The following is a 26,921-nucleotide window of genomic DNA, read 5'->3' as shown; positions in this document are numbered from 1 at the left end:
TATAGGCGCGAAGCGCCTACCTCGCATTACTCAACCGCGTGTTCGTCAATCTCATAGAACTTGGTCGAGGCGGGCAGGAACATCAGGTCCACGTCGCCAACCGGGCCCGAACGGTTCTTGGCGAGGATCACGCGCGTGATGCCAAAGTCCGGTCGGTCATCGCGCTCGGCCTCCGCCTCGGTGCTCGAGCGGTCGAGCAGCATGATGATGTCGGCGTCCTGCTCGATGGAGCCCGATTCGCGCAGGTCGCTCATCTGCGGGCGCTTGCCGGTACGGCCCTCGAGAGAACGGTTCAGCTGGGAGAGCATGATGACCGGCACGCCGAGCTCCTTGGCCATGATCTTGAGGCCACGGCTCATCTCAGAAACCTCGACGGCGCGGTTGCCGTTGTAGTTCTTACCCGCAGGCGGGTTCACGAGCTGCAGGTAGTCGAGGATGATGACGGCTTTTTCCTTATTGTGGAGCATGCGGCGCGCCTTGGCGCGGATCTCGGTGACCGTCGTACCTGGGGTGTCGTCGATCAAGATGTCCAGACGCCCCAGCTCGTTGATGGCCTCGTTAATGTTGGCCCACTCCTCGGGCGAGATGCGGCCCGTACGGAAGTTGGACATATTCACCATGGCCTGGGCGCAGATGAAGCGCTGCGCGATTTCCTTGCCGGACATCTCCAGAGAGAAGAAGCCCACCGTGTACCCATCCGCGGCGGCGTTGAGGGCCAGGTTCAAAGCGAACGAAGTCTTACCAACGGCAGGACGAGCGCCGATAACGACAAGCTGGCCCTCGCGCAGGCCCATGAGCATGCGATCGAGCGTCGGATAGCCCGTGGGCGCACCATGGACGTCGCCGCCGGCGCGCGCGACCTCCTCGGCCTCCTGATACGCCTCGGCCATAAAGTCGCCGAGTTCGCGATAAGAGCTCTTCACCTCTCGCGCCGTGACGGAAAGCAGCATGGACTCGGCGCGCTCGATTACCTCTTTCGTGTCGATCGGAGCGTCATAGGCCAAAGCGCTGATCTGATTGGTCGCCCCGATGATCTCACGCAGCATGGCGTCACGACGGACGATGCCGGCATGATGCTGCCAGTTGGCGAGCGCGAGCGTGTTTCCCATGAGCTCGAGGACATATGCCTCCCCGCCCACGGCCTCGAGCTTGTCGATGGAGTTCAGATAGTCGATGAGGGAGATGGAGTCGATCGGAATCGAGCTCTCGTACATCGCGCTCATAGCGACGAAAATCGTCTTGTGTGACGGGCGGTAGAAGTCATCGGGCATGAACTCGACGAGGGCCTCCTCGACAACCTCGCCCGAGAGCAGCATGGCGGATAGAACCTTTGCCTCGGCATCGATGTTGTTGGGCAGCCCCTTCAGGGCACCGCGGTCAATCGAGGCAGAGGGCTCCCACCCAAAATCGTCAGCTCCGCTCATCGCACTCCTTTCCTAGCCTCATGGCACACGCGCGCTGCATGGCGCGTCCACCGGGTCCTGGGACACACAATGGTAGGGCATCTGAGACCGAGTTCCCAGCGTCACGACCCCAGGTAGACCGTTTTATCGACGAGAGGCCCAACCCGCTCCAGCTGTTGATAACTCACCGTCTTGAGCTGGGGACAATACGGTTATCAACGTTTTCAACAATGTGAATGACTCGTGAGATTGGAGTTATCCACAGAGATGGGCGTGACCTGCAGGTTTGCAGTGAACGTCCAGCGCTTACTTTTTCTTAATACAGTGTTTACTTGCATGTTTGTTATTTTCGCAGGTAGATGCCTATGTAAAGATCGAACGTCATGTCCTGGGAAATTTCGGGGCAAAGCTGAAGTCACCTGCCTTTCGGCTCGGACAAACTCGCTTATCTGGGTTTTCGACTGTTATCGCAATCGCAGTCTGTGGATTTCTCAATATCTGCCGACATGCACCCAACCCCACCACCAACGTTTCCTGCGAAACCCCCGCGCCGCCCCCTTCTCGAACATAAAATGCACTTTAGCCCAGAACAAGCAAATCCACCCCCTCCAACCAGCAGAAACTGATTCCGATCCTCCTCGCAGCATCACCTCAGGTTTAATCTGTCACTGATGCCCAAATATGCCGCGCGGGCGCCGGACGCGCATTCGAACCTCTCGCCACGTGCTGCGCAGTGGACCTTCTACCGCGCGCGGCTTTCCGTATGGTCTTTCGGTGGCCATGCCCACTTCGTTTACAGGCAGAGCGCCATCTGCTTGTGCCCACAGCCGCTGGCCGCGCGAAAGAACGCCTTTCGACGGATTCCCAACTCTCGGAAACAACGATGATCTTTGAGCGTCTTGCAGCGTAACCCCATCGCTCAACCGCCCATGTCTCCAACTGTGCGCAAATACGACGCCACTTCCTCCCAGCACCTCATCGAAGTCAGAAGAAGCGAACCGCCGGACGAACCGCCCCCTCTAAACGCACGACGGCCCTGCGCAAGCCGAAACTAAACCTCACCTTCAGGTTACGGGACATAGAAAACCTCCCATTTCCTGATGTCCAGAAAATGGGAGGCGATTCACCCATGAGAGGTGCATCCGTTTAAACTGGGAAACCTGGGCGGAATTTAGAAGATGCCCACGATGCAACCGAGAACGCTCAGCGCGAAAATTCCCAAGACAATATAAATGGTCTTCACATTCTTATTGAACAGCCACACGCAGACAAACGTCGCAGCAAGAGGAAGCAGGCCTGGGAAAATCTGGTCGAAAATTGACTGCAGCGCCGTCTCGGTGCCACCCAGGGTAAAGGTAAGCGTGGTGGACAAAGAAACCATGGTTGCAATCATAGCGCCAATCACGGTCATGCCCAAAATGGATGCGCCATACGACAGACGCTCCATCAAGTGCTCCTCTTCTGACTTCTCCAAAAACTGCGCGCCCAGCTTGTAGCCGAACTTGCCAGCAAGAATCTTCGTGATGAAGTGAATAGCGGTGTAGAGAGCAAAGTACAAAAGACTGCCCATAATATTGCCGGTTGAGGCAAGGCTGATGCCAATGCCTGCCGCGATTACCCGAAAGGTCCCCCAGAAGAACGAGTCACCTATACCCGAGAGGGGCCCCATAAGACCGACCTTCAGGTTATTTATGGCCTTAACATCGAAATTGGGATTCGCCGCCGCCTCCTCTTCCATGGCAACCGCAAGAGTCATTACAAACGGAGAGACGTGCGGGGTGATGTTGAACGTCTCGGTATGCCGCTCGAGGGCGGCATAGAAATCGTCATCATTGGGATAAATGCGGCGAAGCGGCTTTTCCAGCGCGTACGCAAAGCCATAGGCCATCATCTTATCAAACGACCAAGACCCCTGAATCGTAAATGAGCGCCAGAAAATGCTGCGATATTCTGCAGGCGTCATGCCGCAGGCCGGCTTCTTCTCCTCAGCGGATGGGTCCATCGCTCGAGTCAACTCTTCGGTCATTAGAAGTCCTCCTCTTCATCAAACTTCATGTTAGAGACCGCGATGAGGGCAAAGCACAAACCCGCAACCGCCACACCGATAACGTCCATCTGAAGGTAAACGACAGCAATGAACCCTAGGAACAGATAGGGCAAGATCTTGTTGTTGGACATGATCTTGATAAGCAGGGCAAGGCCGACACACGACAGAACACCCGCAGCAACATTGAAGCCGTCTAGCACGACCTGCGGAATTGCGTTGAGAGCAGAATTTATTCCGTCGGCTCCGAAGTAGAGCGAAGCAAACACAAGAAGCGCGGAGGGAAGGCCGAGAGAAAGCGGCACCACTGCCAGGTGGAGCAAGTTGGCCTTTTTGAGATTGCGGGCCTCAATTGCGGCCTGAATCTGCGCTCCAGCCCAGCTGCCCGGAACTGCATAGCAGAAGTTGCGCCACATTTGAAGGAACACAGACAGGGGCAGCGCCAGGGCAACAGCAGAGCCTGCGCCCGTGCCCGCATTGATGGCAATCGCGATGCTCAGCGTGCTCGATGCGTAAACCTCAGGCGGCACCGCGCTGCCGACCATAATCGATCCCATGAACATTGCTTCAAGGGCAGCACCCACTGTAACACCGGTGGCCACATCACCCATGATGGCACCAACCAGCATGCCGGTAAACAACGGGCGCGCCATCATACTGGCGCCGAACAACTGCTCGTCTACCGACGCGAGAAACGCGACAATTGCCACGAGGGTAGCTTGGATAAGCATAAAAGTCACCTCTTGCAGTAAAACATTACGTACATTGCTAGATGAGCGTCTCTACAGGGACATTCGCTTCGGTGGGAACTGCCTGACATCCCACTTCCACACCGCGAGCAAGCAGCTCCTTAATCGCCGCAATCTCCTCATCACTTGCATATACCGAGGGCGTGAGCTGACGCCTACCCTCGAGATTCTTCATGTTGCCCAAGTTCACGCTCTCAACAACCGACGACCCTTCTGCAATGCGGAGAGCATCGACAACGCTATCCACCACAACGAGCATTTTGTACTTATCGGTTTTGCCGGAGTTCAGCGCATCAATGGCGTCTTCCACATTTTTCGAAACAAACTTCACGCCCGCAGGCACAGCCATCTTTAACGTGGTGAGGCGGAGCTTATCGTTGCGCACCGCGTCGTTGACAACAAAAATGCAATCGGCGTTAAGGGAGTTCGTCCACGCGAGCGCGACCTGACCGTGAACCAGACGCTCATCAACTCGAAGAAGCTTGATCATTAGTACTCAACCACCCGATAATAGCGGCGGATATCGAGATCGTGGTCACGCACGATCGAGAAGTGGGTGCTCACGCGCTCCAACATTGCCGACATAACGAGCGGCGAGACGAGCGGGCGAATCTTCGGGTCAATGCCATCGAGCTCAAAGGCCTTAGTATCCCAAACCTGCACCTTATCGGTGTGCTGGCGCACAAAGCGCTCCACACGATCGACCAACGAACGGGTCTCGTCCTCGCTCTTAAAAAGCATGAAGCTCATATCCGGATCGGTCATCTCAATGGTGCCGTGGAAGAACTCTGCAGCATGGATGGACTTCGTTGCGATCCATTGCATCTCCTCGAGCACGCACATGGCGAAACAGTACGTCTCGCCCCAAACGTTACCGGAGCCGACACACATGTGAAATGGCGTGTCCTTATGAGCAGTAGCGAAGGCGAGCGCCGTCTCATCTTGCTGCTCGCGCACGGCCTGAAGCACTTCCGGCATCTTGCGAAGCGCCGAGACAAACTCATCGTACTCCGGGAACTCACCGTTATTCCTCATGAAGCGAGCTGCGATGGCGAAATACTGAATGTAGATTTCCTCAACGAGGTTATCATTCGATGCATTGGGGTTCTCAAATACATAGTCAGCGCATTCGGCAAGCGGGCACCCATCTTCACCCACCAGAGCGATAACCTTTGCACCTACAGACTGTGCGTACCGTGCGGCCTCAATAGTCTCGGTAGTAGTTCCAGAAAGCGATGCAGTGATCACCACCGAGTCGGCATTGAGCGACAGCGGCTTGGCCTTGATGAGCTCGGCAGCAATCTCCCAATTCCACGGGATGGTGGAGTGCGTTTTGAGCAGATAGGTCACAGGGCTCGCCATAGAATACGTGCCGCCAGAACCCATAAGATAAAGATTCTTGTATCCCTGATCACAAATTTCATCCACTGCCTTGTTGATTTCTTCAATATTCGAAACGGCCTTTCCCAGCACCTCTCGATAGACAGCCTCGTCGTAACCGACCATGATTCTTCCTTCCTCTCGCCCTTCCTTATGGGCACCAACAGTCTCGTGTTGCAACCACTTGGTAGTATAGATATACCTATTTACATCTCAATGCAACCACTTAGTTGTTTTGGAATACCACTTCTGCCGTGAACGGTCGCTTTCCTTCGGCATTTGGTATATTCATAATGTCAAGTGGTCGAGATGAATGGCACTTCGATGAAACTTACCCACCAAATCGCCCGTAAAGTCCAAAACCGAATCGCTTCCGGGGAATACCCCTGCGGTTCACGCATCCCCTCCGAGCGAATCCTTGCTGATGAGTTCGGCGTCAACCGCGCCACCGTCCACGCCGCCATTGAGCTTCTCGTTTCATCCGGGGGGCTTAAACGCGTTCAGGGCAAAGGAACCTTCGTCATGAACACCGATGTGGATGATGCATCCATCCACTTCAAAGGCATGAGCGAACTGTTACAACGAGCTGGATATGAGCCTTCTTCAAACATCCTGCGCACCCAAATTCGGCCCTCCGGCTACCGGCTTTCCCGCATCTTCGGCATCGACGAGAATGCTGAGGTGTTCCAAATCACTCGCCTGCGCTCCGGCAACTCTCGGCCCATCTCAGTTGAGAACACCTTCACTCTCCCCTCCCTAATCAACGACATTGAACAGGTCGATTTCCAGGTTTATTCGCTATATGATGCTTTCCGTATGAACCACGTTTCGATTACACGTATCGATCAGAAGCTTTCAAGCTCTCGCGCGCGCCAGAGCATTGCGCGCGCCCTGGACACCGAAGACGGATCAGCGATTATGCTCATTCAGATTACCGCCCACAATCAAAACGATCGCGTTGTCGAATTTACTGACGTCACGGTGCTTCCTGATTTTTGCAGATACTACACCGACGCCATCATCAACAACGGCGTATATTCTATTAACTTCCAGGGCGTCTAGGAGCACGCATGCCCAAATTGTTCAATCTGCTCTCAAGTGATGTAGAGGAATACGTTCTTCAATACATCGACGAGCATCATTTAGAAGCGGGTGATCGGCTTCCAACCGAGCGCGCACTTGCGGAAGAGCTCGGCATCACCCGCTCATCACTGCGAAGCGGGCTCCAAGCCCTAGTTGACCAAGGGGTTATCTTCAGTAAACAGGGAAGCGGTTCGTACCTCTGCCAACCGAAGGCAATTCGAACGTTAGCAACTTACTGCTTTCCTCACGCAGACAAGGCACTTGCAAACGCATGTTATACCGCCAGAGCGCTCCGAGATCTCCCTGTCGATTTGCGCTGGCTAACTGACCACCTGTCACTTGGCATTGAGAGCGACGTGGCAAAAACGGATTTGTTTCTGGAGAGCATCAACAACAATATCGTCTCGCTCACCGCAAACGTGCTATCGACACATGCGTGCATGCTGTATTCTGACCTATTCAAATCGACCCATGTTCCACGAGAGCTTACACAGACTCAAAAGGTTCGCATATTCGACAGGCCGAGTGAGTCCATCTCGCATTTACTCAAAACGCATGCATCGGACACGTTGCTCGTTTTGCAGAACAAAATTTACCTTGGGGAACGAAAGATCGCACTCTCATACTCAATATGCGTGGGCACAAGAGTGTCGCTCGTATCCACCACCGCATTACCGGAATAACAAGTGAATTGACCAAAAGTTGGGATAGCCCCCATTAAAGAAACATCACTCTTTAGTCTGAAATCACCTGTACAACGTCCTCAATTCAAGCCAATCCCCTTCCTTTTATCGGAAATAAGAATAAAGGCTTTCCAGACGACCCGATGAGCTGAGGGCATCCCTCAGACGCGCCAAACGTCTGCCCGAAGCGGGGCCACCTTCCAAGGTAGCCATCGTAGCGATTATGCGCCGAAATCTAGAAATCCCAAGCTATCCCAACAGCGTACTGGATGAAGATTCGCCACAAAGCCGGGGCGAACGCTACCGGCCCCAAACAGAACGAATGACAGACGCGGAGTCTGCACCCGAATCCCGATACGAACCGGCAGCACCCGTAAATCGGATAACCCTACGTCCAAAGAAGACCAAGGTTGCAACGCGGATCGTATTCAGGGAGGGATGCCTCATGTCGACAGCCGCACGGCCAGACAGACAATCATCGCCCGAAGACGGCCTTGTTCACAAACGGGCTCATCCGAACTTCCAAACGATCGGAAGGTGCCCGTCCGCCCACTTCAACCCCTGGAATCAAAGAAGCATCACAAATAAAGGGACTGACCCCGGGAGATTCCGGAATCAGCCCCCATAATCAGCCGATTCAAGAACCCCGGCGTTACTCAAATGGCACGGGGCTCATGAGTCGCGTAACTCGAAGCGAGCAAGCTACTCGGCAGCAGCCTCGGTCTCGACCTCGGCGGTCTCCTCAGCGGCGACCTCCTCAGCCTCGACGGTCTCCTCGGCCTGCTCCTCGACGCCCACCAGGACGACGATGGAGGCCTTGATCTCACGGTAGATGGAGATCTCCACCTCGTGGGAACCGGCGACCTTGATCGGCTTGCCAAGCTCAACGCGCTTGCGGTCGATCTCAACGTCGAGCTCGGCCTTGATCGCGTCGGCGATCATGGCAGCGGTGACGGAGCCGAAGAGGACGCCCTCCTCGCCGACCTTGGCGTCGACGGCGACCTTCTGGCCGTCGAGCTTAGCCTTGAGAGCGTTGGCGTCGGCCAGGCGGACAGCCTCACGCTTCTCGATGTTGTTGCGACGCTCCTCGAGCTGCTTCAGGTTGCCCTTGGTAGCAGCAACGGCGAGCTTCTGCGGAATCAGGTAGTTCTCGGCGTAACCCTGAGCGACGTCGATGACGTCACCCTCGCCGCCCTTGCCCTTGATCTCACCAAGCAGAACAACTTTCATGGGTACCCTCCCTACTTCTTCTCGCGAGGACCGCGGGTGGACACCACGGGCACGGCGTACGGCAGAAGAGCCATCTCGCGGGCGCGCTTGATAGCGTTCGCGATGTCGTGCTGATGCTGCGTGCAGGCGCCAGTGACGCGGCGCGGCTTGATCTTGCCGCGATCGGTCATGTACTTGCGAAGGAGCTGAGTATCCTTGTAGTCGATGAACTCAGTGTTCTCCTTGCAGAACTGGCAGTACTTGCGACGCGGCTGACGGGCAGAATAATCATTAGCCATGTCTCAATACCTTTCGTGACGACGGTTCGAGCGAACTCTCACCGTCAATTACACATCCCTTAGAACGGGATGTCCTCATCGTAGACGTCGACCGCAGGGGGAACCGGAGCCGCCATGGGCGCCGGAGCCTGCTGCGGAGCGGGCGCGGGGGCGTAGCCGCCCTGCTGGCCGTAGGACGGGGCGGGGGCGTAACCGCCTGCCTCACCCTGCTGGCCGCGGGACATGAACTCGATCTCATCGACGATGACCTCGAGCTTGCTGCGGCGCTGGCCGTCACGCTCCCAGGAGCTATAACGGAGCTTGCCCTCGATAGCGACCTTCGACCCCTTCGAGAGATAGCGGCTCACGGCCTCCGCACGGGTGCCGAACATCGTGCAGTCCACGAAGTTCGGGTAGTCCTCCCACTCGCCCGTCTGAGGATTGCGACGACGGTCGTTGACCGCCACGCCGAAGCTCAGGACCTGGGTGCCGCTCGCAGTGGCGCGCAGCTCGGGATCGCGGGTGAGATTACCGGAAATGTTGACTCGATTGATGCTCATACGTGTTCACTACCTCTCACGCGGCGTTAATGGGCCGCATCCATACAAATGACCTACTCCTGGTCGTCGCGACGGACGATCATGTGGCGGATCACGGCGTCGGTAATACGAAGCACGCGATCGAGCTCCGCGATGGAAGCCGGGTCTGCATGGAAGTTGATGAGGGTGTAGTCACCTTCGGTGAGCTTGTCGATCTCGTAAGCGAGCTTGCGCTTGCCCCACTCGTCGACGTTGTCGACCTTACCATTGCCCTCGGCGATCGTGTTGTCGATGCGCTTCATCACGGCGAGACGAGTCTCGGGATCGAGGTTGGGGTCAACGAAGAACAGCAGTTCATAAGCCTTCATGTGGTCACCTCCTCTGGACAAACGGCTTCGGGTCGTGAAGGTGCGCCCGAAGCAGGAAAAGACGTGCTAACTATAGCCGAATCTGCACATCTTGCAAGGTGTCCGCTGCCGCACCCCATGACCTCCACATTTTCGAGCACTTCTGCCAGAAGCCCAAACATGTGATCCGCCACGTGATAAGCATGCCACGCCGCCCAGACACAAATCCACTCTCCATCGCACCACGTCTTCTTCGATATCTCGCCTCCGTCCTCCCTCACCTGAAAGACGCAGCGTGCGGGCAACGCGGCCGAAAAGCAAAATGTGCCCCAGCTGCATTTCTCACAAACAAGAAACGCAACTGGGGCACTATGGAAAACGAAGGCTATCCCGAACCTATTCCGTGATGGGGCCGCCGTCCTCATCGCCGGGAGCATCCTCGGTGCTGATCGGCCCGAGCGGAATGGGCTTCTTCTCAACAACCGGAGTGGCGTCGACCTGGGTCTCCTCAACAGCCTCAACTTGAGCCGTCTCGGAAGTCTTCACCTCAGCCTCAGCGGAATCGGTGGGCTCGATAGGCTCGACGGGATCGGAAGAAGCAGCGGAGTCGACGGGCTCAACCGATTCGGAAGAAGCGGCGGAGTCGACGGGCTGGGCGGCATCGGCGGGGGCAGAGGCTACGGAATCGGGCTCTCCAGCCGGCGAGGCCATAGGATCCATCGGTGCGGAGGCGTAAGCCGTGCGAGCACCGTGATGGGGAACATCGTCGGGCAGGGGAGCAGACGAGACACCCCAGCGGTTCACGTCAAAACGTGCGAACCACTGCCCCATCGCATTCACACTCACCAGATTCATCGCCGTCGAGATCACATTGCCCACGAACAGCAGGGCCATCAAAAGCAGCACGAAGAGCAAAACCGGGCCGGCGCCCATGCGCAGGAGCTGGTCGGCCAGGAAGTGCCAGCCGGTCATATAGCCATCCGAAAGCCCAATCACGGCAGTGGCGCTCAGCAGGCCGCCCATCAGCACGAGCATGGCCACCATCGCCACAACGAGCGCGTAGACCGAGGACGCCACGGCCCCGATGAGGGTCACCAGCAGGACCTTGCAAAAGCCGCCGAAGTCGCGAACGACCATCTGGAACAGTCGGTCGAGGCGCCATCCGGCGGAATAGCTGTCGTACAGCGTTCCGCGCAGCGCCGCCGCCTGCAAAAACGTACCGGCGAACACCATGATAACGAGGTCGAGCAAGAAGAACGTCGCCCCGGAAGCCAGGATGACCGAGTTCGCAAGACCGCTGCCGCCCGTGGTCATCGCCATCAGCGCGGCAAGCGAACCAGGAAACAGAATCTGCAGGACCAGGCCGCAGACAAAAGCAAGGGAAATCGTGATGAGGAAAGCGCGGGCACCCGTGGAGATAACCTTGCCATAGTCAACGCCGCGCTGCTTGGGAGCAGATTCCACGCCCCAGGCAGTGAGCCGCGCCCACTCGAGGCCATAGCCGAGCACGGCGATCTGACCCAATATCGGAATCCAGCTGACCAATGTCAGGACGAGCAGCGGTTTAACCCATCCCTTGTCGCGCGTGAGCATCCGCCACGACGACATGAAACCAACTTCACCAGTTTGCATGCGTGCCCCAATTCCTCAGTCTTCGCCATTTGCATGATTGAAGTGTATCCCGATGGGCGAGACATTTTCACCTGCGCGTGCCATCATTAAGCACAGCTTAAGCCGCTCGCAAGAACCCCCTAAGGCGCATGCGCCCCGCACTGGCAGAGTCCGGATTGCCGGGCAAAAGAAGCGCGCCGATAAAACACCCGGCGCCAAGCGCGCCCTCGCGGGTTATGGCCCATGGCCGATATACAAAAAACGAGCCAACCGGGCTCGTTAACGCAATGCATGATGGCGGAGGAGGAGGGATTCGAACCCTCGTACGGGGAGTACCCGTAAACGGTTTTCGAGACCGCCGCATTCAACCACTCTGCCACTCCTCCGTAGGATGTGAAAACGGCACGCGATCCAATTGGATGCGTGCCGCTGAAAGTTCTGGCGGAGAGTCAGGGATTTGAACCCTGGAGACGCTTTTGGCGCCTACACGATTTCCAATCGTGCTCCTTCGGCCACTCGGACAACTCTCCGTGAATGCAGGGGCTATTGTACCGTAAGTTGGGTGGGATGCAACAGTAATTCTTGGAAAAGGGGCCAAAATTGCTCTACTCCCTCCACAACTGCCTCCGCTAAGATGGTTGAGCCAGTTCATTTTCCCAGGGAGGCACCGTGTTTCCGGCCGTACTCGCAGTCACGCAAAGCGCCGTCTCGGCTTCCGTCATCGCATCCGAAAGCGTCGCGATCCCGCTCGCGTTCGAGCTGTTCGCCGTCGTCGTTGCAGCGGCGACGGGCGCACTCACGGCTCGCGAGAACAAGCTCGACCTCGTCGGCGCTATCGGGCTGGCGGTGCTCGTCTCGCTCGGCGGCGGTCTCATCCGTGACGTGATCTTGCAAGAGGGCAACGTCTACATCCTCCGCCAGCCGCTCGCCCTGCCCGTCGCCGTCGCAACGGCCGCGGCGGTGTTCACGTTCCCCGTCATGGTCGAAAAACCCGACCGCCTCGTGGCGGTGCTCGACATCTTCTCCGTCGGCCTGTTCGCCGTCATGGGCGCAGATAAGACGATGCTCTACGGCTACCCCGCCATCACCTGCGTCATGATGGGCTTTTTCACTGCCGTCGGAGGCGGCCTGCTGCGCGACGTCTGCCTTGCCCGCGTGCCCTATATCTTCCAACGCAGCAACCTGTACGCGATCGCGGCGATCGCAGGCGCACTCACCTACATCGTTCTCGTGCAATACCTCGACATTTGGAACATCGCCGCGGCCGTGATAAGCGTCGCCGTCACCATGGCCGTCCGTTGGTGGTCCATCCGCTACAACATCATGAGCCCCACCGAAGTCGATCTGCACAAGCTGCCCGAACCGGTCAAAAAGGTCGCTCGCCCGGTGGTTCGCCCCGTGCGCAAGGCGGCCCAGCACGTGAGCACCAAGACAAGCCGGGCGGCGGAGCAGGCCCGCCTGCGCAAAATCGAGCGTCAGCACAAGCGCGATCGCCAGCGGGAGACCCGTCGCCATCGACGCTAGCCCGACTGGGACCGCCGACGTTAGAACGATCGACCGCCATCATCGGCAGCATGGATGTATCATCGATTTTAGACGCGGTTATCTTTGCCACGGTTTTCTAAGAAGAAGCGGGTCCGTCAACTTCATTTTTGAGCCAGCCGACATACAGCGTGATATCGCCCGCAATTACGCTCTTCTCAGTGCCGAACGGCGCCTGAACGGCATCGGCGAGAAACCAGCCGACAAAGCCAAGACACCACCAATCAGAGAGGCGGCTCTAAGGGGCACTAGATTGCCGTTGAGGCAGCTCGTGTCCTGTTTTTACGCCGCCACCAATCAGCGCCAGCTTAGAACGGGCAGACGGCATCGTCTACATCAAACAACAAACGGGGAACCCGATTCCACCAAGATCTATTTCGACCTTCCCCGCATCTTGACCACGATGCCGGCAACGACGGCAATAACTCCGATCACACCCATGATCACGACCGGAATAGCGGAGTCGTCACCCGTCTTCGGCAGCAGATTCAACGGCGCCAGAACACCCTGCTGGACGGCGGGAGGCGTCGGCTGCATCGGGACGGCCGGCGTGGGCGCCTCAAGCTTCGGCAGCACCGTGTCGGCCTTCTCAATCACCTGCGCGAGGCCGGCATCGGCAAACACGAGGCCGCAGCGATCGCACTCCCAGTACTCGGTATTTCCCTCCGCCTGGGCAGTCGGCTCCACCGCGGGCATATGCTTGACCAGGTGCCCAGGATGCAAAATCACCTGCTCACTCGGCCTGATCGTGTTGCGGCCCTCGGGATCGGCAAAGGACAGCCCACAGCCGTCGCAATGCCAGTACTCGGGACGCCCGTCCACCATGCAGGTCGCCGGCACCTCGGGCACAAAGGAAAGCGCATGTTTGTGCGCGTCCATGCCGCCCAAGACTTCTCCCTCGATCTTGGCCTCGTCGTGCACGACGAACGTTCCTCCGTTTTGGATGACGGGGGTTGTAACGCCCTCCGCGCCTTTCACCGACCCACTCTCCAGCACGACAGACGCTCCGGGTTCGATCACGAGTGCGGGGGCGTCGGGGGTCGGGGCAAAAAGCACGGCCGAATCGGTCGCCGAACCCTCAATGGTGAGCTTGGCGCCCGACTTGACGGTAATCGCCGGCTTGCCCGCCGTACCGCTCAGCCTATGGGCGTACAAATCGATCGACAGCTCCTTACCCGCCGGAACTGTAATCGACTCCTCGACATTGTCTATCAGCACCGCGGTCCGGCCCTTTACCTCAGGATCGCTGCCAATGGCGTCGACGGCCTCCTGCAGCGTATTGAAATTCCAGCCCGAAACCATGATGGGCCCAAGTTCAAAATCGGGGAAGAAATGCGTATCTTCGAGTGCCTGGGGTTCAGCACTGGGCCCAGTCTGCCCGCCATCGGCATAGGCCGGCGAGGGAAACACAGCCGGAACGCACAGCACACCGGCGAGGAGCACGGACGCCATCATCCGCGTCATTCTCGAAAACCTCAAGCTCGACTCCTTCTCTTTCTATCTCTTAGAAGCTCAGCTGCTCAAGACGATCGAACAGGGCGTCGCGGCGGGTGAGGAAGTCCCACGGGTCGAAGATTTCATCAAGCGTCTCGGGCGTTACGGTGCACTCGGGATCGGCCTCCAGGCGAGCACGCAGGTCCGGACCATCCACGGCGGCGTGAACGTCATCCCACACGGCCATGGAGTTGCGCTGCACGATCTTATACGCATCCTCGCGCGAAATACCCGTATCGACCAGGGCGAGCAGCACCTTGGAGGAGTAGATCAGGCCGCGCGTGAGGTCGAGATTGGCCTTCATGCGGGCGGGATACAGGATGAGACCGTCCACAATGCGGATGAGGCAGGTAAGCATGTGATCGAGCGCCATGAAGCTATCCGCCTGGGCAACGCGCTCGGCGGAGCTGTGCGAGATGTCGCGTTCATGCCACAGGGCAACGTTCTCAAACGCCACCTGGGCGTTGGACTTCACCAGGCGAGAGAGGCCGCACACCTTCTCGAGCGTGATGGGATTGCGCTTGTGCGGCATGGCCGAGCTGCCCTTCTGGCCCTTGCGGAACGGCTCCTCCACCTCGAGGGTGTCGGTCTTCTGGAGGCTGCGGATCTCGGTCGCGATGCGGTCACAGGTCGCAGCGGTGGTGGCGAGCACGCCGGCCAGGTAGGCATGGTGATCACGCGAGATGACCTGAGTGGACAGCGGATCGTGCGCCAGACCGAGACGCTCGCAGACATACTCCTCGACGAACGGGTCGATGGAGCTGTAGGTTCCGACCGCTCCGGAGATGGCGCCGACGGCCATGTTCTTGCGCGCATCGACAAGGCGATCAAGGTCGCGCTTAAGCTCCCAGGCCCAGCTGCCGAACTTCATACCGAAGGTCATGGGCTCGGCGTGAACGCCGTGGGTACGGCCGACGCAAAGGGTGTCGCGCTCCTCGAGGGCGCGGCGACGGCAAATCTCTCCCAGTTTGCGAACATCCTCAATAATGAGGTCGCAGGCCTGGGTGAGCATGTAGCACAGAGCGGTGTCACCCAAATCGGAGCTGGTCATGCCGTAGTGGACCCAACGACTGGGCTTGGGCTCGCCCTCGGGGACCTCGGCGTCCACGTGCTCACCCATGTTGGTAAGAAACGCGATGACGTCATGATGGGTGACCGCCTCGATGGCGTCGACCTCGGCCTTATCGAACCCGGCGTGCTCACGAATCCAGACAGCATCCTCCTTGGTGATGCCGCACTGGCCGAGTTCGGCCTGGGCCTCACAGGCGAGCACCTCGATCTCCTGCCAAACGGCGTACTTGTTCTCGAGCGAGAAGATGTGGGCCATCTCAGGACGGGTGTAGCGATCGATCATGACGAGGGCTCCTTTCATGAAAAGAGCCCGACACCTCCACGGTACCGGGCTCTTATGGCTCTCAATGGAGCGGGTAACGGGACTCGAACCCGCGAATGTCAGCTTGGGAAGCTGATGCCTTACCACTTGGCGATACCCGCGTGCGGTTAATCCTACCACGCGCACTCCCGCACAGGCAACCGACGTCTTTGCGCTCTTTCTTTGAATGAAAACGGGCAAAAACGAAGGCCCTGTGAACTGCTCGCCGCATGGCGTCGTCTTGAACTGGGAGACGGCACGAATGGTCAGTTTTTCTCAGCTTCTTACCAACGCGACGACAGACGAATCGAGATGCTCTCGGGATTTCGCATCGTAGCATCGCCCCACGGGCAACGCACCACAAACACAGCCGCCCGCGTTCAACCACGAGACCACGGGAGGGCACGATGATCGACAAGAGGAAGAAACCGACACGCGGGCCGATCGGAGGTGGAAACGCCAAAAGGGGTCGTACGGCAACCGATGGAACCGCGGCGCGGCGGACGCGCGGGCGGCGGACTCATCCCCTACCGGGCGCGACATTCAACGCTAAGGCTCGTACCATTCTCATATTCATCCTCATATCTGCAGCCTTTTGCGCACTCTCGGGTCTCGTGGGACCCTGGTCGCGCAGCGCGTTCGCCGCAGATGGCTACACGCACACATTCCCCAACGGAAATACGGTTGAGGTGCATCCCGACGGGACGGTCACGGGCACTTGCGTGATGTCGGGCAACGCCGTTGTGGGAGGCAAATTCAGCGGAAATGTCACCATGCCGGACGGCGCGAGGTACCCCGCACTCTGTTACGAATTGGTCATCGGGGTGCCGAATCACAGCCTGTACCCGGGCCCCTGCGACGGCTCATATCCTTTTGAGGCAAAGCGAAACCCCAACGGCACGTACTTCGTATTGATCAAAAGCCAAAACGCAGCAGCGGGTGCACCGGGCACTGTGCCAAGCACCTATCCTTACCAGCGCTGCTGCACCAGAGAATGGAAGCTCGTACTCGATGTGGACGTCGAATTCGCCAAGCGCTCCAAAGCGCCGAGCCTGACTGACGGCAACTCAGCATACACGCTGGGCGGGGCTTCCTTCGACATATACGACGTCGCGGATGAGCGCAAGATCACCTCCATCACCATGGATGCCGGCGGCAAGGCCCGCTGCAAGCTCGCCCCTAACAAGAACTATTACGCCGTGGAAACCAAGGCGCCCCAGGGCTACAAGCTGCATCAGGGCCGCATCCCGTTCCACGTGGACCCCAAGGGGGCCACGATCGTATTCGAGGACACACCGGGAACCGTCTCCCTCACCGTTCGCAAACAAGATGCCGCCACCGGCGGCGGAGCACAGAAGGGCCTCTCCCTAAAGGGCGCCCAGTACGAAGTGACTTCCCTGTCGACCCAGGGATGGAAAACGCATATGACAACGGATGAACGCGGCGTCGCCACGGCGACGGGCATCCCCCTGGGCCGCATCTCCGTGGTCGAGACAAAGGCGCCCGAAGGCTATCGGCTCGATCCGACCGTGCACACCTACGAGGTGAACGACGGCCAGCTTGGGACATCGGGCGTGTTTGAACTCTCACCCAAAGATGGCTACGGCGAATTACCCCAGGCATTCGATATCGAAGTGGTGAAATACCTCGAAAGCGGCAACGAGGGCTCCGGATTGCAGAAACCGGGTGCCAAAGTACGCTTTGACATCATCTCAAACTCGACCGGCAAAACCGTCGGCTCCATCACGACCGACGACCGCGGAAGAGCGTCGAGCGCCGGCAGGTGGTTCGGCGAGGGATCGCGCATCGACGGCATCAAGGGCGCCATCCCTTACGACCGAAAAGGATATACCGTCCACGAGGACCCCGGCAGCACGCCCGCGGGCTATCAACCATGCCCCGACTGGGTCATTGGGACCGACCAGATGGCTGACGGAAGCACGTTGCACTACATCGTCGACAATGACTTTGTTGGATCGCGGGTGCAAATCGTGAAATGCGACGCCGCCAACGGTCAGCCCATCCCACTCGAGGGATTCACGTTTCAGGTGCTCGACAAGCATAAGAAACCGATATCCCAGGAGGTTTGGCATCCCAATCATGCGGTGATGAACACTTTCACCACCGACGCCACGGGATGCGTCACGTTGCCCGAGCCACTCGAACCGGGAACCTACTACATCCGGGAAACGAAGGCCGTGAAACCCTATCTGACCAACGGGGACGAAATCGAATTCGATATTGCCGACGACACCGAAACGCAACCGCTGACCGTCGTGCGCATCTCAGACGAACGAGCAACGGGATCGGCGTCAATCGTTAAGCGCTGCTCCGATGACACCTGCCCATGGTGCGAGGAGGGAAACGCAATCGAAGGCGCGCACTTTATCGTGGTCGCCATGGAAGACATCGTGAACCCGAGTGGCTCCGTCGATATGCCCAAGGGTGCGACGGTCGAGCTCGACCCCACCGACGAGAGCGGCGTGGCACGCATCGATGGGCTGCCACTCGGCAGCGGGAGCGCTCGATATGCGTTCATCGAGGTTGAGGCAGCGCCGGGACACACTCTCGACCCCACCCCCATACCCTTCACCCTGAGTTGGGTCGACGCGGAAACACCTGTGGTCGACATCGAAGTGACGCATCAGAACACCCCCACCGAAACCGTCATACATAAGACTGATGCGTCGACGGGGGCGCCCTTGGCCGGAGCATCATTCGATGTCTGGCCTCGGGAACTTGAATTCAAGGAGCAGGTTGAGCCCGAGCGGATGGCCGACGATGGGAATCTGGGGTCGCTGCTGATCACGAACTGCATCGGCGCTCGCGACTGGAAGAATGTCGAGATCCGGCTTGACCAAAAGGTTGACTACGCGCTTGCCAGGGCATCGATCCCCGTCGGCTACTCCTTGCATCTCACCCGAATTTCCGAGAACGGCGAAAAAGAGGTTGAGACTCCTGAAGCCGATGTGACGCGGAGCGCCGAGCGCATAACGCTCGGCGATACGGACGACATGCTGGCGCCCGGCACGTATCGAATCGAGCTGCTTGATGCAGATGGGACGACCGTACACGCCGACTACGAAAAGGAGCTCCGCATCGAAGCGGGCACGTCGCACCTCATCGCCTACACTCCGGGCATACTCGGCATGAAGGGCAGGGTTTCTGTCGAAACGAGGGATATCGAACTCGAATCATATGAGACCGACGACTTTGATCTGGATGGCGATTTGGCCATCATCAGAGACGTTAAACCGGGATCGTATCGGCTAAGCACAACGTCAACCAGCGATGAGAGGCTGAACGCAAAAACGGATGTGGAACTTGTTTTTGGCGAACCGGCGCATGTGCAATGGCGTGAGTCCCAGCTCTATCGCACGGATCACACGCTCGTGCCATATGCCAAGAAATATCTGGATGCGGCGTTTTCCCGTGCAGGCATATCAACGGTGACGGACGAACACGGAGACATGGTCCTAACGCACCTTCCGATGCTGCCGCATGAACTCGACGCGCTCTTCAACCTGATTGCGCTCGAAGAGCAGCAGGATCAGCCCCGGTATATGGTTGGACCGAGCACTCGTGAGGCCGACGAGGAACCGTTGACCTGGTGTGTTCAGGAAATGCATGCGCCCGCCGGATACGTTGTCAACAGAGAGGTTCACACATACGCGACCCAAGTCCTGCCGAACGATGAGGGGGTCACTTCCCCGCGCATCAACATTGCCAACGACTACACCAAAGTCGAAATCACGAAGCGGGCATCTGAAACCGAGGAGCCGCTTGCGGGCGCGCTGCTCGAACTCACGGACGGAGAGGGCAACGTTATCGAAAGTTGGACGAGCACAACGGAGGCCCATCGTATCGAACGGCTCGAACCGGGATCCTACACGCTGACAGAACTCAGGTCTCCTCACACGCACGATCCGGCCGCAGCGCTCACGTTCAACGTGAAACCAACGGCGGACGTCCAGATGGTCTCACTCCACGACAGGCCGATTAGCGTATCGGGCAAAATCGATAAACGTCAGGAGATTGCGAAGCCCGTTGCCCCTGACACGGCAGCGGATGGAGATGGTCTCAATCGCGCAAAGACACGGGAGAGCGAAGACGGTTCGTTCTCATACGCTCTCGACTATAGAAATGACAGTTCGAGCTGGGTGGATGAGTTCACCGTTGAAGACAATCTCGATGCGGCCAAGAACGGCATGGCCGAGCTGACGGGCATCACGACCGGGCGGGCGCACGGCGATTACGACGGCAAGCTGAACGTCTGGTATCGCACGAATCTCGACCGAGAAGCCGACACGGAGGAAAAGAACGCCAATGCAACGCTTGCAGATGGGCACGTGAATCCCTGGCTTGGCGACGCGGCAGTTGCGGACATCGTCGGCGCGGATGGTCGAGTGATGGACTATAAGGGCTGGAGACTGTGGAAGGAGGGGGTCTCAGCCACCGAGAGCACCTTCTTGCCCGTCTCCGACCTGTCCCTTGAATCGGACGAGGCCATCACCGACATCCGTCTCGAGTACGGGTGCGTGAACAAGGACTTTACGTCGAGACCGAGCCAATGGGATGACGCGGACATCAAACATCCGCATGACGATTGGAACCCCGTTCCCCCAGCCCATGGGAAAACGCAAGATGCAGACGGGGAGTCGGCGGACACACACGCGCCAACGCTGATCCATATGCGCGCGCTACCCGCGTACACCGGCGGCAGCTCGATAGACAACCGCGCGCATATTTCGCTCTATCGCAATGGAGGTGGTGAAGGACTTGAAGCCCACGACAGCGACGTCGTCCATCAAGAGGCGGCAAAGGCGCAGACACGTCCAATCATCAGCCTCGATCAGACAGGAGCCGCCCCTTCGCTCAGGACTGCAATCGGCCTCTCCATCGCAAGCATCGTCGCCGCAGGATACGCATGGCAACGAAAGCGCTGGCAAAGCAATCGAACGGCGAGTTCTGCTGGCTTGCGTCCTAAGCGCGATAGCGGGCGCGGGACTCTCAGCAGCCGAGTCACTCGCATCCGTTGAACGGAAGACGAAAGACCTGCGTGAAATGATTCGATTTCAGCCAAAGGCTGAGGAGAGAGGATGCACCGAGTTGGATTGGAGGGCCCTTGCTCAGGTCAACCCCGAAATCGTGGGTTGGATCACGGTTTCCGGCACAAGCATCGACTTGCCCGTTGCCCTGCCGTCGAGGAATAGGCCGCGCGATTGGTACCTCGATCACGACGCATGGGGGAAGCGCAGCGAACTCGGCTGCCCCTACCTCGACGTGAGATGCGAGGAACGAGGGGCGCACCTGCTCGTGTTCGGACACAGACTTGGACGATCGCATCACATGTTCACCGAGCTCGCAAGAGCTCACGAGCAATCCGCCTTCGATGCAATCGGAAACGCAACCTGGAATAGCCGCGCGGGAAGCGAGGTATTCGAACCGGTTCTCTCACTTGTTGTCGACAAAGACGACGCCCTCATACAACGGTTCGAATTCGATTCGCCTTCGGAGCTGCGAAACTGGTTGACCGATTTGCTGGCCCGCTCTGCCGCACATACAGGAAACGTGTCCGACATCGCTCTGGAAGCTCGGCGCGTCCTCACACTTGTGACATGTGCGGAAGCACGGCGCGGCGGGCGGCAACGGACCCTCGTTGTGTTTGCCACTCGATAAGGAATTGCGAACGGCCCCCGATGCAACGAACCCCGGGGTTTCCCCGGGGTTCGTCCTTCGATGATTCGATGTCAGTCCCTTGACGCGGCTCGCGTCTCGAAATCGATTTCGCCCAGCTCTTCGCCCTTCTGCTGTTCAGCCTCGACGCGCTCGGCACGGATGCTCTCGGGCGTCGACCATATGCTGCCCAAGAAGAACGAGAGACCCAGACCGAGTAGAACGGCAACGGTGGCCCCTATGAGATATTGGACCCAATGCTCCTTGATGAACTGAATCACACGTCCCCCTCAGGCATAAACCGTTACGAACGACGGATGACTTCGGTCACCACGTCAGACACGACGGCGACGTTCTCAAGGTCGACGTTATAGGGCTGGTCCTCCTCGGTGCGAGCAAGGGCGAAGCCGGTACCCTCCACACCGCCGATGGTCAGCGAGCGGAGACTCATGTTCATTGCAACCTGAGCATCGGTGGTGACATACGGCATGTCGACCGTGGGGTACTCGTGATGGAAATCGGAGCTCACGCGCTGGACGAGCTTGGTGATGCGCTTATCCCCCTTGAGAACTCGCTCCTCGCCCTCGGTGGAGAGCATCGCAACCTGACCGGCACCGACGCTCTCGAGGTTGATGAGGAACACGCCGCGAAGCTTATCGCGATGGGCATCAAGGAAGGCCTGCATGCCGGCGTTCCCGTTTTCGGAAGCGCCGGTCGCGACGAACCAGATGTCGTGACCGAGCAGCTCGTCGTCACCCATGTCCGCAATGGCCTCGCGCAGCTCATCCTCAGACGCATCGCCGAACGGGGCGGCGCCGCCCTTCCAGTCATCGTCGTCGAAGTTGTCCCAAGAGCCGATATCATGACCGCTACGCTTGGCGTCGAAGGAATCGTCAACACCGAGCCAGTCACTCATGCTGTCCTCGTCCTTCTTTTTGCGACCGAAAAGACGGGACAGGCCTCGGCGCGGCTTCTCGGGCTCGGGAGCCGGAGCACTGATGGTCTCGAATGCGCCCTCGGGAGCGTAGCCCTGCTCGAGCGGAGCGGGGGAGCTGATAACCGTGAACGCGCTGCGGGCCTCAGCGGCCTGCTCGTCGAGAACGGGGGCCGTCACAGAAGGAGCGGCGGGAGCGGGAGCGGCCATGGGAGCGGCGAAAGGATCCACCGGGGTCGCCGACGGATCGGGAAGGTCGAACAGGGATGCGCGGTTGGCGGTCTCGGGCGTGCGGGGCTTGGGCGCCGATGCAGTGCTGGGGACGTTGATCACACGCTGGGGACGGGCGGGGACGGCACGGTTGACCTCGGCCATAAGCGAGTCGACCGTCTCGACCGGCTGCGCGGGCATGGCGACGGTACCGGAAAGGTCGACCGAGCCCTCCTCCGCGGGCATGGCGAACATCTGCGTCGCGCCGTCGGCAGGAGCCTTCTCGGCCGAGCCGTTCGGGGAGGGGGCGACAAAGGTATCTTCGATTGCAGAAGCGTCGCCATCGGAAGCGGAAGCGGCATCGGGGTCAGCAGCATCCTCCATGTCGACACCGGGATCGACGGAGTCACTCTGGGAGCCATCGTCCTCAGCCTCAGGCTGCTCGACCTCGGACTGGTCAACCTCAACCTCGGGCTCGGACTCAGCCTCAGCATTCTCCGCGGCGGGCTCCTCCTCGATGACCTCATACTCGGCCTCGAGGATATAGTCATCTTCCTCGACGGGCGCGAACGCCTCGGCGAAAGCGGCATCGTCCTCAACCTCATCGGCGGACTCGAAAACGTCCTCCTCGACAAACGCCTCCTCGACGTCGTCGATGAGCTCTTCCGCGACTTCCTCGATTACGACGGGCGCCGCCTCTTCAGCCTCGATGGGCTCATGCTCGGTGAATTCAGGAGCCGGGACCACGACGGAGGCAGCCGGGGCATCGCTCTCATACACGAAGGAGCAGGACTCGGGCATCATCCCCAGGGCGCGAATGACATCGGCACCGAAACGGATGTTGCCCTCGGAGTTCACACGGAACGGCGGCTCATCCTCAGCAGCGACGTCCAAATCGAGCTCGACCTGGCCCATCTCGTCTTCGGGGAGCTCATTTGCCACGACCTGCTCGGCGGCGGGCTCGTCGACAGGAGCCTCCTCGGCGCTTTCGACATTCACGACGGCAGTGTGGTCGGGCTCGACGATCTCGAAGACCGCCGTCCCCTGCTCGACGGGCTCCTCCTCGACGACAATCCCCTCGACATCCACGTCTTCGTCGGCGGGATCGGCCTCGGCCAGGTTGACAGCCGTCATCCCGGCCTCGAGCTCGGCGGCGTCCATTGTGGACGTAGAGCCAAAATCGACCGCCTCGGCGGCGTCCTCACCCTCGGGCTGCTCGGTCTGCTCGACCTCCGCGCCTTCGACGATCAGCTCATCCTCGGCGCCCTCCTCCATCTCATGCGGATAGGAAGCCTGGGCAGCGGCAGCGGCCTCTGCAGCGGCGATGGCCTCTTCGAGGATGCGCTGCTGCTCGGCAAAGTACTCGTCGGCCGGCTGATCGGAAGGGAACTCCTCGCCCATCTCGTACGGGGCGACGGCGTCCATGACGCCGAACATGGCCGCGACGGAGGACTTGTTGCACACGGCGCCCGTGGTGTAGGGCAGGAAGAAGCGATTGGCGATGATGGCGATGCCGTTCGCAAGCGGAATCAGGGCGGCCACGATGGCGAGCACCCACAGGACGACCTTTGCCGGATCGGGCAGCGGAAGCATGCGCACGATGGCAAAGATAGCGGGAGCGATCATGCAAGCGGGAAGGAGCTTCACGATGAGCGGACGGTACGCGGCGAAGGGCTCGGAGCTCAGCAGGTCGGCGCGCGGAGAGTCGTAGTGCGCCACGACGACCACCGGACGGTTGCGGGGAGATGCGAGCGGGCCCGTGGCCTTGTGGTAGGCGATGACGTTCTGGCTCAGACCGCCGGAACCGAGGTTGGAAAGAACAGGGCGACCGGAGCGCTCGAGGACGAAGAGAACCGCAGCGGCGACAGCGAGCAGCAGGCCCACAATGCCGGCAGGCCCGCCGATGCCGGCGAGCACGGCGCCGACGAACACCGCGATGCCGAGGCCGGCCTGGACGACCTTCGCCGAACCGCTCGCGCTGAACTCCTGTACCTCGGGCGCGAAACCATGGTCGGAAAAGATCTTCGCGATCACATCCGCGGCGGCGCGCTCCTCCTCGCTGCAAGCAGGGGTGATACCGGTGTTCTGAAGCAGGTGGCTCAGGTATTTCTTCGTATTCGCCATGTGGACTCCACATCGAACTCGTATGCGTGCAAACGCGCTGTAAGGACAACGCGCATGTATAGTCGCAAGTATACCCTTACTTGCGCCCTACCTGCCGAATTTTGGCTTGGCAAGGCCTCTCGAACGGGCGCGTCGCGGACCCTCCACACCAGCTGCCGGCCATTTGTCTTGCACTAAAATGGGTGGGTGGATACATAATTGTGCCCAAAGCAGTATCAAGCTGAAAGGGAAGTACCGCCGTGCACAGCACAACCGCGCACACAAGCGAAACACATCCTGACATGCCGAAGCCGTCCAGGCGGGTCGAGGGCGCGCGCAGGATGCTCAACCTCCTATTCTCATTGCACGTCTCCCCGCGCCCGCTCACGACGAGCGAGATCGTCGATGACCCCGAAATCGGATACCTTGGAAAAAAATCGGCGACGCGCGACAGCCGTTGTAAGGCGTTTAGACGCGACCGAGAGACCCTCGCCGAGCACGGGGTTCACATCCGCGAGGTCCTGCCACGGTCTGCGGGCGGCATCGCGGTAAACGAGGAAAGCGCTTGGGCGATCGACCGCGAGCGAACACATGCCACCCAAGGAGTTCTCTCACCCTATAACGCCGAGGAGATCGTCTGCGCCATCGACCAGATCTTCGAACTCCATGCGGACGACCCGACCCTATGGCCGCTGCAGACGGCGCGCACCAAGCTGTGCGAACTCGCTGGTAGAGACCCGTCGTCACCCGAGCGGGCGGCTGAAGGCAGGACCGACCTGAAATCCATCTGGAACGCGTTCGACCGACTCAAGCCCGTCGAGTTCACCTATCGCGACGCTCGCGGCATCGAGAAGAAGCGCATGGTGGAGACCTACGGCATGTTCACGCATGGAACGCACTCCTACCTTGTCGGATTCGACCACGATGCCGAGGACCTGCGCACCTTCCGCACTGACCGCATCCTCTCCGCGAAGCACGCCCCCGACACGCGCGCTTCCTATGCAATCCCCGCCGAATTCGATGTCACGGGTCACCAATTCCTACCGTTCGACTTCTCTCGAGCGACCCCGAGGCCCTGCACCTTCACGTTCCCTGCGGGGATCGCGGGGGAGGAACTCGCGCTCATCACCCAGGGCAGGGGCGAACTGGCACAAAGCGACGACGCATGGACCTGGGGGATCGCGGTGCGAGACCTCGACGCCGCGGCATCCTTCACCCTCGAGCACGCCAACCTGGGCATGCGGGCGCAGGGCCCCAGCGAGCTCGTCGGGCTGGTTCGCGACCACATTGAAAAGGCGGTGAGCGCACATGAGTAGCGTCAACAAGCGCGCCCTCTCATCCGAAGACCTGATGCAGACCGCGCTCAATCTCATGGAGCGCCTGACGACTGCCTCAAACGCCAGCGTCGACGCCGCGTCATTCGCGCGCGACGCATCCATTTCCCTCGAGCAGACAAATGAGGTTGTCGAACTGCTGCAAGGCGTTGCCGATGAACGTAGCGGATCGCATATAGCCCTCGACTACCAGGATGGGGCGATAACCCTCTCGGGCGACGCAGGCCGTCTGGACCCCGTGCGGCTCACCCCGGCGGAGTCGCTGGCCCTGCGCCGCGTGCTCACGACCTGCAGCATCGGCGACGACGTGCGCGGGCGCGTCGAGACGGCACTGTGTGCCGATCCCGAGACGGACGACGAGACCACGGTCGACAAAACCATGGGTGGCGACCGGCTGCTCGGCGGTTTCTACCCCGTTATATCTGAGGCCATCGCCATCGGCGCGCGTCTCGCCATCTCCTACCGCGCCGGCGACGAATGCGGTCCGAACACGCGCCTGGTCGACCCCAAGCTCATCGAGGTTTCCGGCGACGCCGCGTATCTCGTGGCCTGGAACGTCGAGAAGGACGCCCAGCGCAGTTACCGCCTCGATCGCATCGCGCATGCCGAGCTCACCGACGATTCCGTTGAGCGCCACGATTTCTCCCCGTATTCTGCCGCAGAGAGCCTGCGCGCCCATGGTGCAGACGCGACCTTGCACTTCGTGAACAGCGGCGAGCTCGCATCTCGTGATTGGGAGGGCATCCACCGAGACACCGCGGACGAGCAAGAGGACGGCAGCGTACTGGTCCACATCAGCTACACGTCCGTGCCCTGGCTTTTCTCACAAATCGCGGCCGCGGCGGGAGCCATCGTCATCGAAGGGCCCGAGAGCCTGAAAAACGACTTCAGAACGTGGGCGAAATCACTGCTATAAGCAAATGGGGCGCT

The 26,921-nt window shown here is 59.5% G+C and carries 20 protein-coding genes and 3 tRNA genes; 6 read left to right on the top strand and 17 right to left on the bottom strand.

Going from position 1 to position 26,921, the window contains the following annotated elements; genetic code table 11:
* Positions 1 to 26: 26 nt before the first annotated feature.
* From dnaB to FY258_RS00315, 5 genes are all read right to left on the bottom strand, one after another.
* Complete coding sequence (gene dnaB / locus FY258_RS00335) at positions 27 to 1,424, bottom strand: replicative DNA helicase (protein ID WP_118102350.1); 1,398 nt, start codon at positions 1,422 to 1,424, stop codon at positions 27 to 29.
* A 1,150-nt stretch (positions 1,425 to 2,574) separates the two neighbouring features.
* On the bottom strand, positions 2,575 to 3,429 hold the full coding sequence (locus FY258_RS00330; protein WP_259324372.1) for a PTS system mannose/fructose/sorbose family transporter subunit IID: 855 nt from the start codon (positions 3,427 to 3,429) through the stop codon (positions 2,575 to 2,577).
* On the bottom strand, positions 3,429 to 4,178 hold the full coding sequence (locus tag FY258_RS00325) for a PTS mannose/fructose/sorbose/N-acetylgalactosamine transporter subunit IIC (protein WP_006723458.1): 750 nt from the start codon (positions 4,176 to 4,178) through the stop codon (positions 3,429 to 3,431). Before FY258_RS00325 ends, FY258_RS00330 begins: the two co-directional genes overlap by 1 nt.
* A 37-nt stretch (positions 4,179 to 4,215) precedes the next feature.
* Positions 4,216 to 4,686, bottom strand: coding sequence for a PTS sugar transporter subunit IIB (locus FY258_RS00320; RefSeq protein WP_006723459.1), 471 nt, complete (start codon positions 4,684 to 4,686; stop codon positions 4,216 to 4,218).
* On the bottom strand, positions 4,686 to 5,702 hold the full coding sequence (locus FY258_RS00315) for an SIS domain-containing protein (protein ID WP_118102349.1): 1,017 nt from the start codon (positions 5,700 to 5,702) through the stop codon (positions 4,686 to 4,688). The genes FY258_RS00320 and FY258_RS00315 overlap by 1 nt, the downstream gene beginning before the upstream one ends.
* Before the next feature lie 198 nt (positions 5,703 to 5,900).
* On the opposite strand from FY258_RS00315, the gene FY258_RS00310 reads away from it, so the two are divergent.
* Both FY258_RS00310 and FY258_RS00305 read left to right on the top strand, forming a co-directional pair.
* The gene (locus FY258_RS00310) at positions 5,901 to 6,638 is read left to right on the top strand and encodes a GntR family transcriptional regulator (RefSeq protein WP_259324371.1); all 738 of its coding nucleotides are present in this window, start codon (positions 5,901 to 5,903) and stop codon (positions 6,636 to 6,638) included.
* 8 nt (positions 6,639 to 6,646) lie between these two features.
* A complete protein-coding gene (locus FY258_RS00305) occupies positions 6,647 to 7,342 on the top strand; it encodes a GntR family transcriptional regulator (RefSeq protein WP_118102347.1) in 696 nt (231 codons plus the stop codon).
* Positions 7,343 to 8,044: 702 nt separating this feature from the next.
* On the opposite strand, the gene rplI is transcribed toward FY258_RS00305, so the two are convergent.
* From rplI to FY258_RS00270, 7 genes are all read right to left on the bottom strand, one after another.
* Positions 8,045 to 8,572: a 50S ribosomal protein L9 gene (rplI, locus tag FY258_RS00300; RefSeq protein WP_118102346.1), complete on the bottom strand. Its 528-nt coding sequence runs from the start codon at positions 8,570 to 8,572 to the stop codon at positions 8,045 to 8,047.
* Between the two features lie 11 nt (positions 8,573 to 8,583).
* A complete protein-coding gene (gene rpsR / locus FY258_RS00295) occupies positions 8,584 to 8,850 on the bottom strand; it encodes a 30S ribosomal protein S18 (protein WP_006723464.1) in 267 nt (88 codons plus the stop codon).
* Between the two features lie 59 nt (positions 8,851 to 8,909).
* On the bottom strand, positions 8,910 to 9,389 hold the full coding sequence (locus FY258_RS00290; protein ID WP_006723465.1) for a single-stranded DNA-binding protein: 480 nt from the start codon (positions 9,387 to 9,389) through the stop codon (positions 8,910 to 8,912).
* Between the two features lie 53 nt (positions 9,390 to 9,442).
* Positions 9,443 to 9,736 (bottom strand): 30S ribosomal protein S6, encoded by a 294-nt coding sequence (rpsF, locus tag FY258_RS00285; protein ID WP_118102345.1) that lies wholly within the window; start codon positions 9,734 to 9,736, stop codon positions 9,443 to 9,445.
* Positions 9,737 to 10,111: 375 nt separating this feature from the next.
* The gene (locus FY258_RS00280) at positions 10,112 to 11,347 is read right to left on the bottom strand and encodes a DUF4013 domain-containing protein (protein ID WP_118102344.1); all 1,236 of its coding nucleotides are present in this window, start codon (positions 11,345 to 11,347) and stop codon (positions 10,112 to 10,114) included.
* Positions 11,348 to 11,621: 274 nt separating this feature from the next.
* Positions 11,622 to 11,712: transfer RNA gene (locus FY258_RS00275), tRNA-Ser, on the bottom strand.
* Positions 11,713 to 11,765: 53 nt separating this feature from the next.
* A tRNA-Ser gene (locus FY258_RS00270) sits at positions 11,766 to 11,856 on the bottom strand.
* Between the two features lie 139 nt (positions 11,857 to 11,995).
* Between FY258_RS00270 and FY258_RS00265 the strand changes: the two genes are divergently transcribed.
* Complete coding sequence (locus FY258_RS00265; RefSeq protein ID WP_118102343.1) at positions 11,996 to 12,850, top strand: trimeric intracellular cation channel family protein; 855 nt, start codon at positions 11,996 to 11,998, stop codon at positions 12,848 to 12,850.
* 390 nt (positions 12,851 to 13,240) lie between these two features.
* Here FY258_RS00265 and FY258_RS00260 read toward each other — a convergent pair whose 3' ends face one another.
* From FY258_RS00260 to FY258_RS00250, 3 genes are all read right to left on the bottom strand, one after another.
* A complete protein-coding gene (locus FY258_RS00260; RefSeq protein WP_147350701.1) occupies positions 13,241 to 14,347 on the bottom strand; it encodes an LPXTG cell wall anchor domain-containing protein in 1,107 nt (368 codons plus the stop codon).
* A 25-nt stretch (positions 14,348 to 14,372) separates the two neighbouring features.
* Positions 14,373 to 15,716, bottom strand: a complete 1,344-nt coding sequence (gene purB / locus FY258_RS00255; protein WP_118102341.1) for an adenylosuccinate lyase — start codon at positions 15,714 to 15,716, stop codon at positions 14,373 to 14,375.
* Between the two features lie 65 nt (positions 15,717 to 15,781).
* Positions 15,782 to 15,856, bottom strand: a tRNA-Gly gene (locus tag FY258_RS00250).
* Positions 15,857 to 16,747: 891 nt separating this feature from the next.
* Between FY258_RS00250 and FY258_RS00245 the strand changes: the two genes are divergently transcribed.
* Positions 16,748 to 20,773 carry an MSCRAMM family protein gene (locus FY258_RS00245; RefSeq protein ID WP_182279347.1) on the top strand — a complete coding sequence of 1,342 codons (4,026 nt, stop codon included), beginning with the start codon at positions 16,748 to 16,750 and terminating at the stop codon, positions 20,771 to 20,773.
* 711 nt (positions 20,774 to 21,484) lie between these two features.
* On the opposite strand, the gene FY258_RS00240 is transcribed toward FY258_RS00245, so the two are convergent.
* Together FY258_RS00240 and FY258_RS00235 are read right to left on the bottom strand one after the other, a co-directional pair.
* On the bottom strand, positions 21,485 to 21,691 hold the full coding sequence (locus FY258_RS00240) for a hypothetical protein (RefSeq protein WP_118102339.1): 207 nt from the start codon (positions 21,689 to 21,691) through the stop codon (positions 21,485 to 21,487).
* 23 nt (positions 21,692 to 21,714) lie between these two features.
* The gene (locus FY258_RS00235; protein WP_118102338.1) at positions 21,715 to 24,678 is read right to left on the bottom strand and encodes a M28 family peptidase; all 2,964 of its coding nucleotides are present in this window, start codon (positions 24,676 to 24,678) and stop codon (positions 21,715 to 21,717) included.
* Between the two features lie 320 nt (positions 24,679 to 24,998).
* Between FY258_RS00235 and FY258_RS00230 the strand changes: the two genes are divergently transcribed.
* Entirely contained in the window at positions 24,999 to 25,973 is a 975-nt protein-coding gene (locus FY258_RS00230; protein WP_259324370.1) for a helix-turn-helix transcriptional regulator, read from the top strand.
* Complete coding sequence (locus tag FY258_RS00225; RefSeq protein WP_118102337.1) at positions 25,966 to 26,907, top strand: WYL domain-containing protein; 942 nt, start codon at positions 25,966 to 25,968, stop codon at positions 26,905 to 26,907. Before FY258_RS00230 ends, FY258_RS00225 begins: the two co-directional genes overlap by 8 nt.
* Positions 26,908 to 26,921: the final 14 nt, after the last annotated feature.

Origin of the sequence: Collinsella intestinalis, from assembly GCF_902364775.2 — a bacterium.
In the GTDB taxonomy this organism is placed as follows: Bacteria; Actinomycetota; Coriobacteriia; order Coriobacteriales; family Coriobacteriaceae; genus Collinsella.
The sequence above is the reverse complement of the archived record's forward strand: the minus strand, read 5'-3'. Positions and strand labels throughout refer to the sequence as shown.

Excerpts from the sequence above, each read along its gene's own strand:
- FY258_RS00235 (WP_118102338.1), bottom strand. The coding sequence starts at position 24,678 with ATGGCGAATACGAAGAAATACCTGAGCCACCTGCTTCAGAACACCGGT.
- purB (WP_118102341.1), bottom strand. The coding sequence starts at position 15,716 with ATGATCGATCGCTACACCCGTCCTGAGATGGCCCACATCTTCTCGCTC.
- rpsF (WP_118102345.1), bottom strand. The coding sequence starts at position 9,736 with ATGAAGGCTTATGAACTGCTGTTCTTCGTTGACCCCAACCTCGATCCC.
- FY258_RS00230 (WP_259324370.1), top strand. The coding sequence starts at position 24,999 with ATGCTCAACCTCCTATTCTCATTGCACGTCTCCCCGCGCCCGCTCACG.
- FY258_RS00290 (WP_006723465.1), bottom strand. The coding sequence starts at position 9,389 with ATGAGCATCAATCGAGTCAACATTTCCGGTAATCTCACCCGCGATCCC.
- FY258_RS00310 (WP_259324371.1), top strand. The coding sequence starts at position 5,901 with ATGAAACTTACCCACCAAATCGCCCGTAAAGTCCAAAACCGAATCGCT.
- rplI (WP_118102346.1), bottom strand. The coding sequence starts at position 8,572 with ATGAAAGTTGTTCTGCTTGGTGAGATCAAGGGCAAGGGCGGCGAGGGT.
- FY258_RS00325 (WP_006723458.1), bottom strand. The coding sequence starts at position 4,178 with ATGCTTATCCAAGCTACCCTCGTGGCAATTGTCGCGTTTCTCGCGTCG.
- dnaB (WP_118102350.1), bottom strand. The coding sequence starts at position 1,424 with ATGAGCGGAGCTGACGATTTTGGGTGGGAGCCCTCTGCCTCGATTGAC.
- FY258_RS00225 (WP_118102337.1), top strand. The coding sequence starts at position 25,966 with ATGAGTAGCGTCAACAAGCGCGCCCTCTCATCCGAAGACCTGATGCAG.
- FY258_RS00320 (WP_006723459.1), bottom strand. The coding sequence starts at position 4,686 with ATGATCAAGCTTCTTCGAGTTGATGAGCGTCTGGTTCACGGTCAGGTC.
- FY258_RS00315 (WP_118102349.1), bottom strand. The coding sequence starts at position 5,702 with ATGGTCGGTTACGACGAGGCTGTCTATCGAGAGGTGCTGGGAAAGGCC.
- FY258_RS00280 (WP_118102344.1), bottom strand. The coding sequence starts at position 11,347 with ATGCAAACTGGTGAAGTTGGTTTCATGTCGTCGTGGCGGATGCTCACG.
- FY258_RS00330 (WP_259324372.1), bottom strand. The coding sequence starts at position 3,429 with ATGACCGAAGAGTTGACTCGAGCGATGGACCCATCCGCTGAGGAGAAG.
- rpsR (WP_006723464.1), bottom strand. The coding sequence starts at position 8,850 with ATGGCTAATGATTATTCTGCCCGTCAGCCGCGTCGCAAGTACTGCCAG.
- FY258_RS00305 (WP_118102347.1), top strand. The coding sequence starts at position 6,647 with ATGCCCAAATTGTTCAATCTGCTCTCAAGTGATGTAGAGGAATACGTT.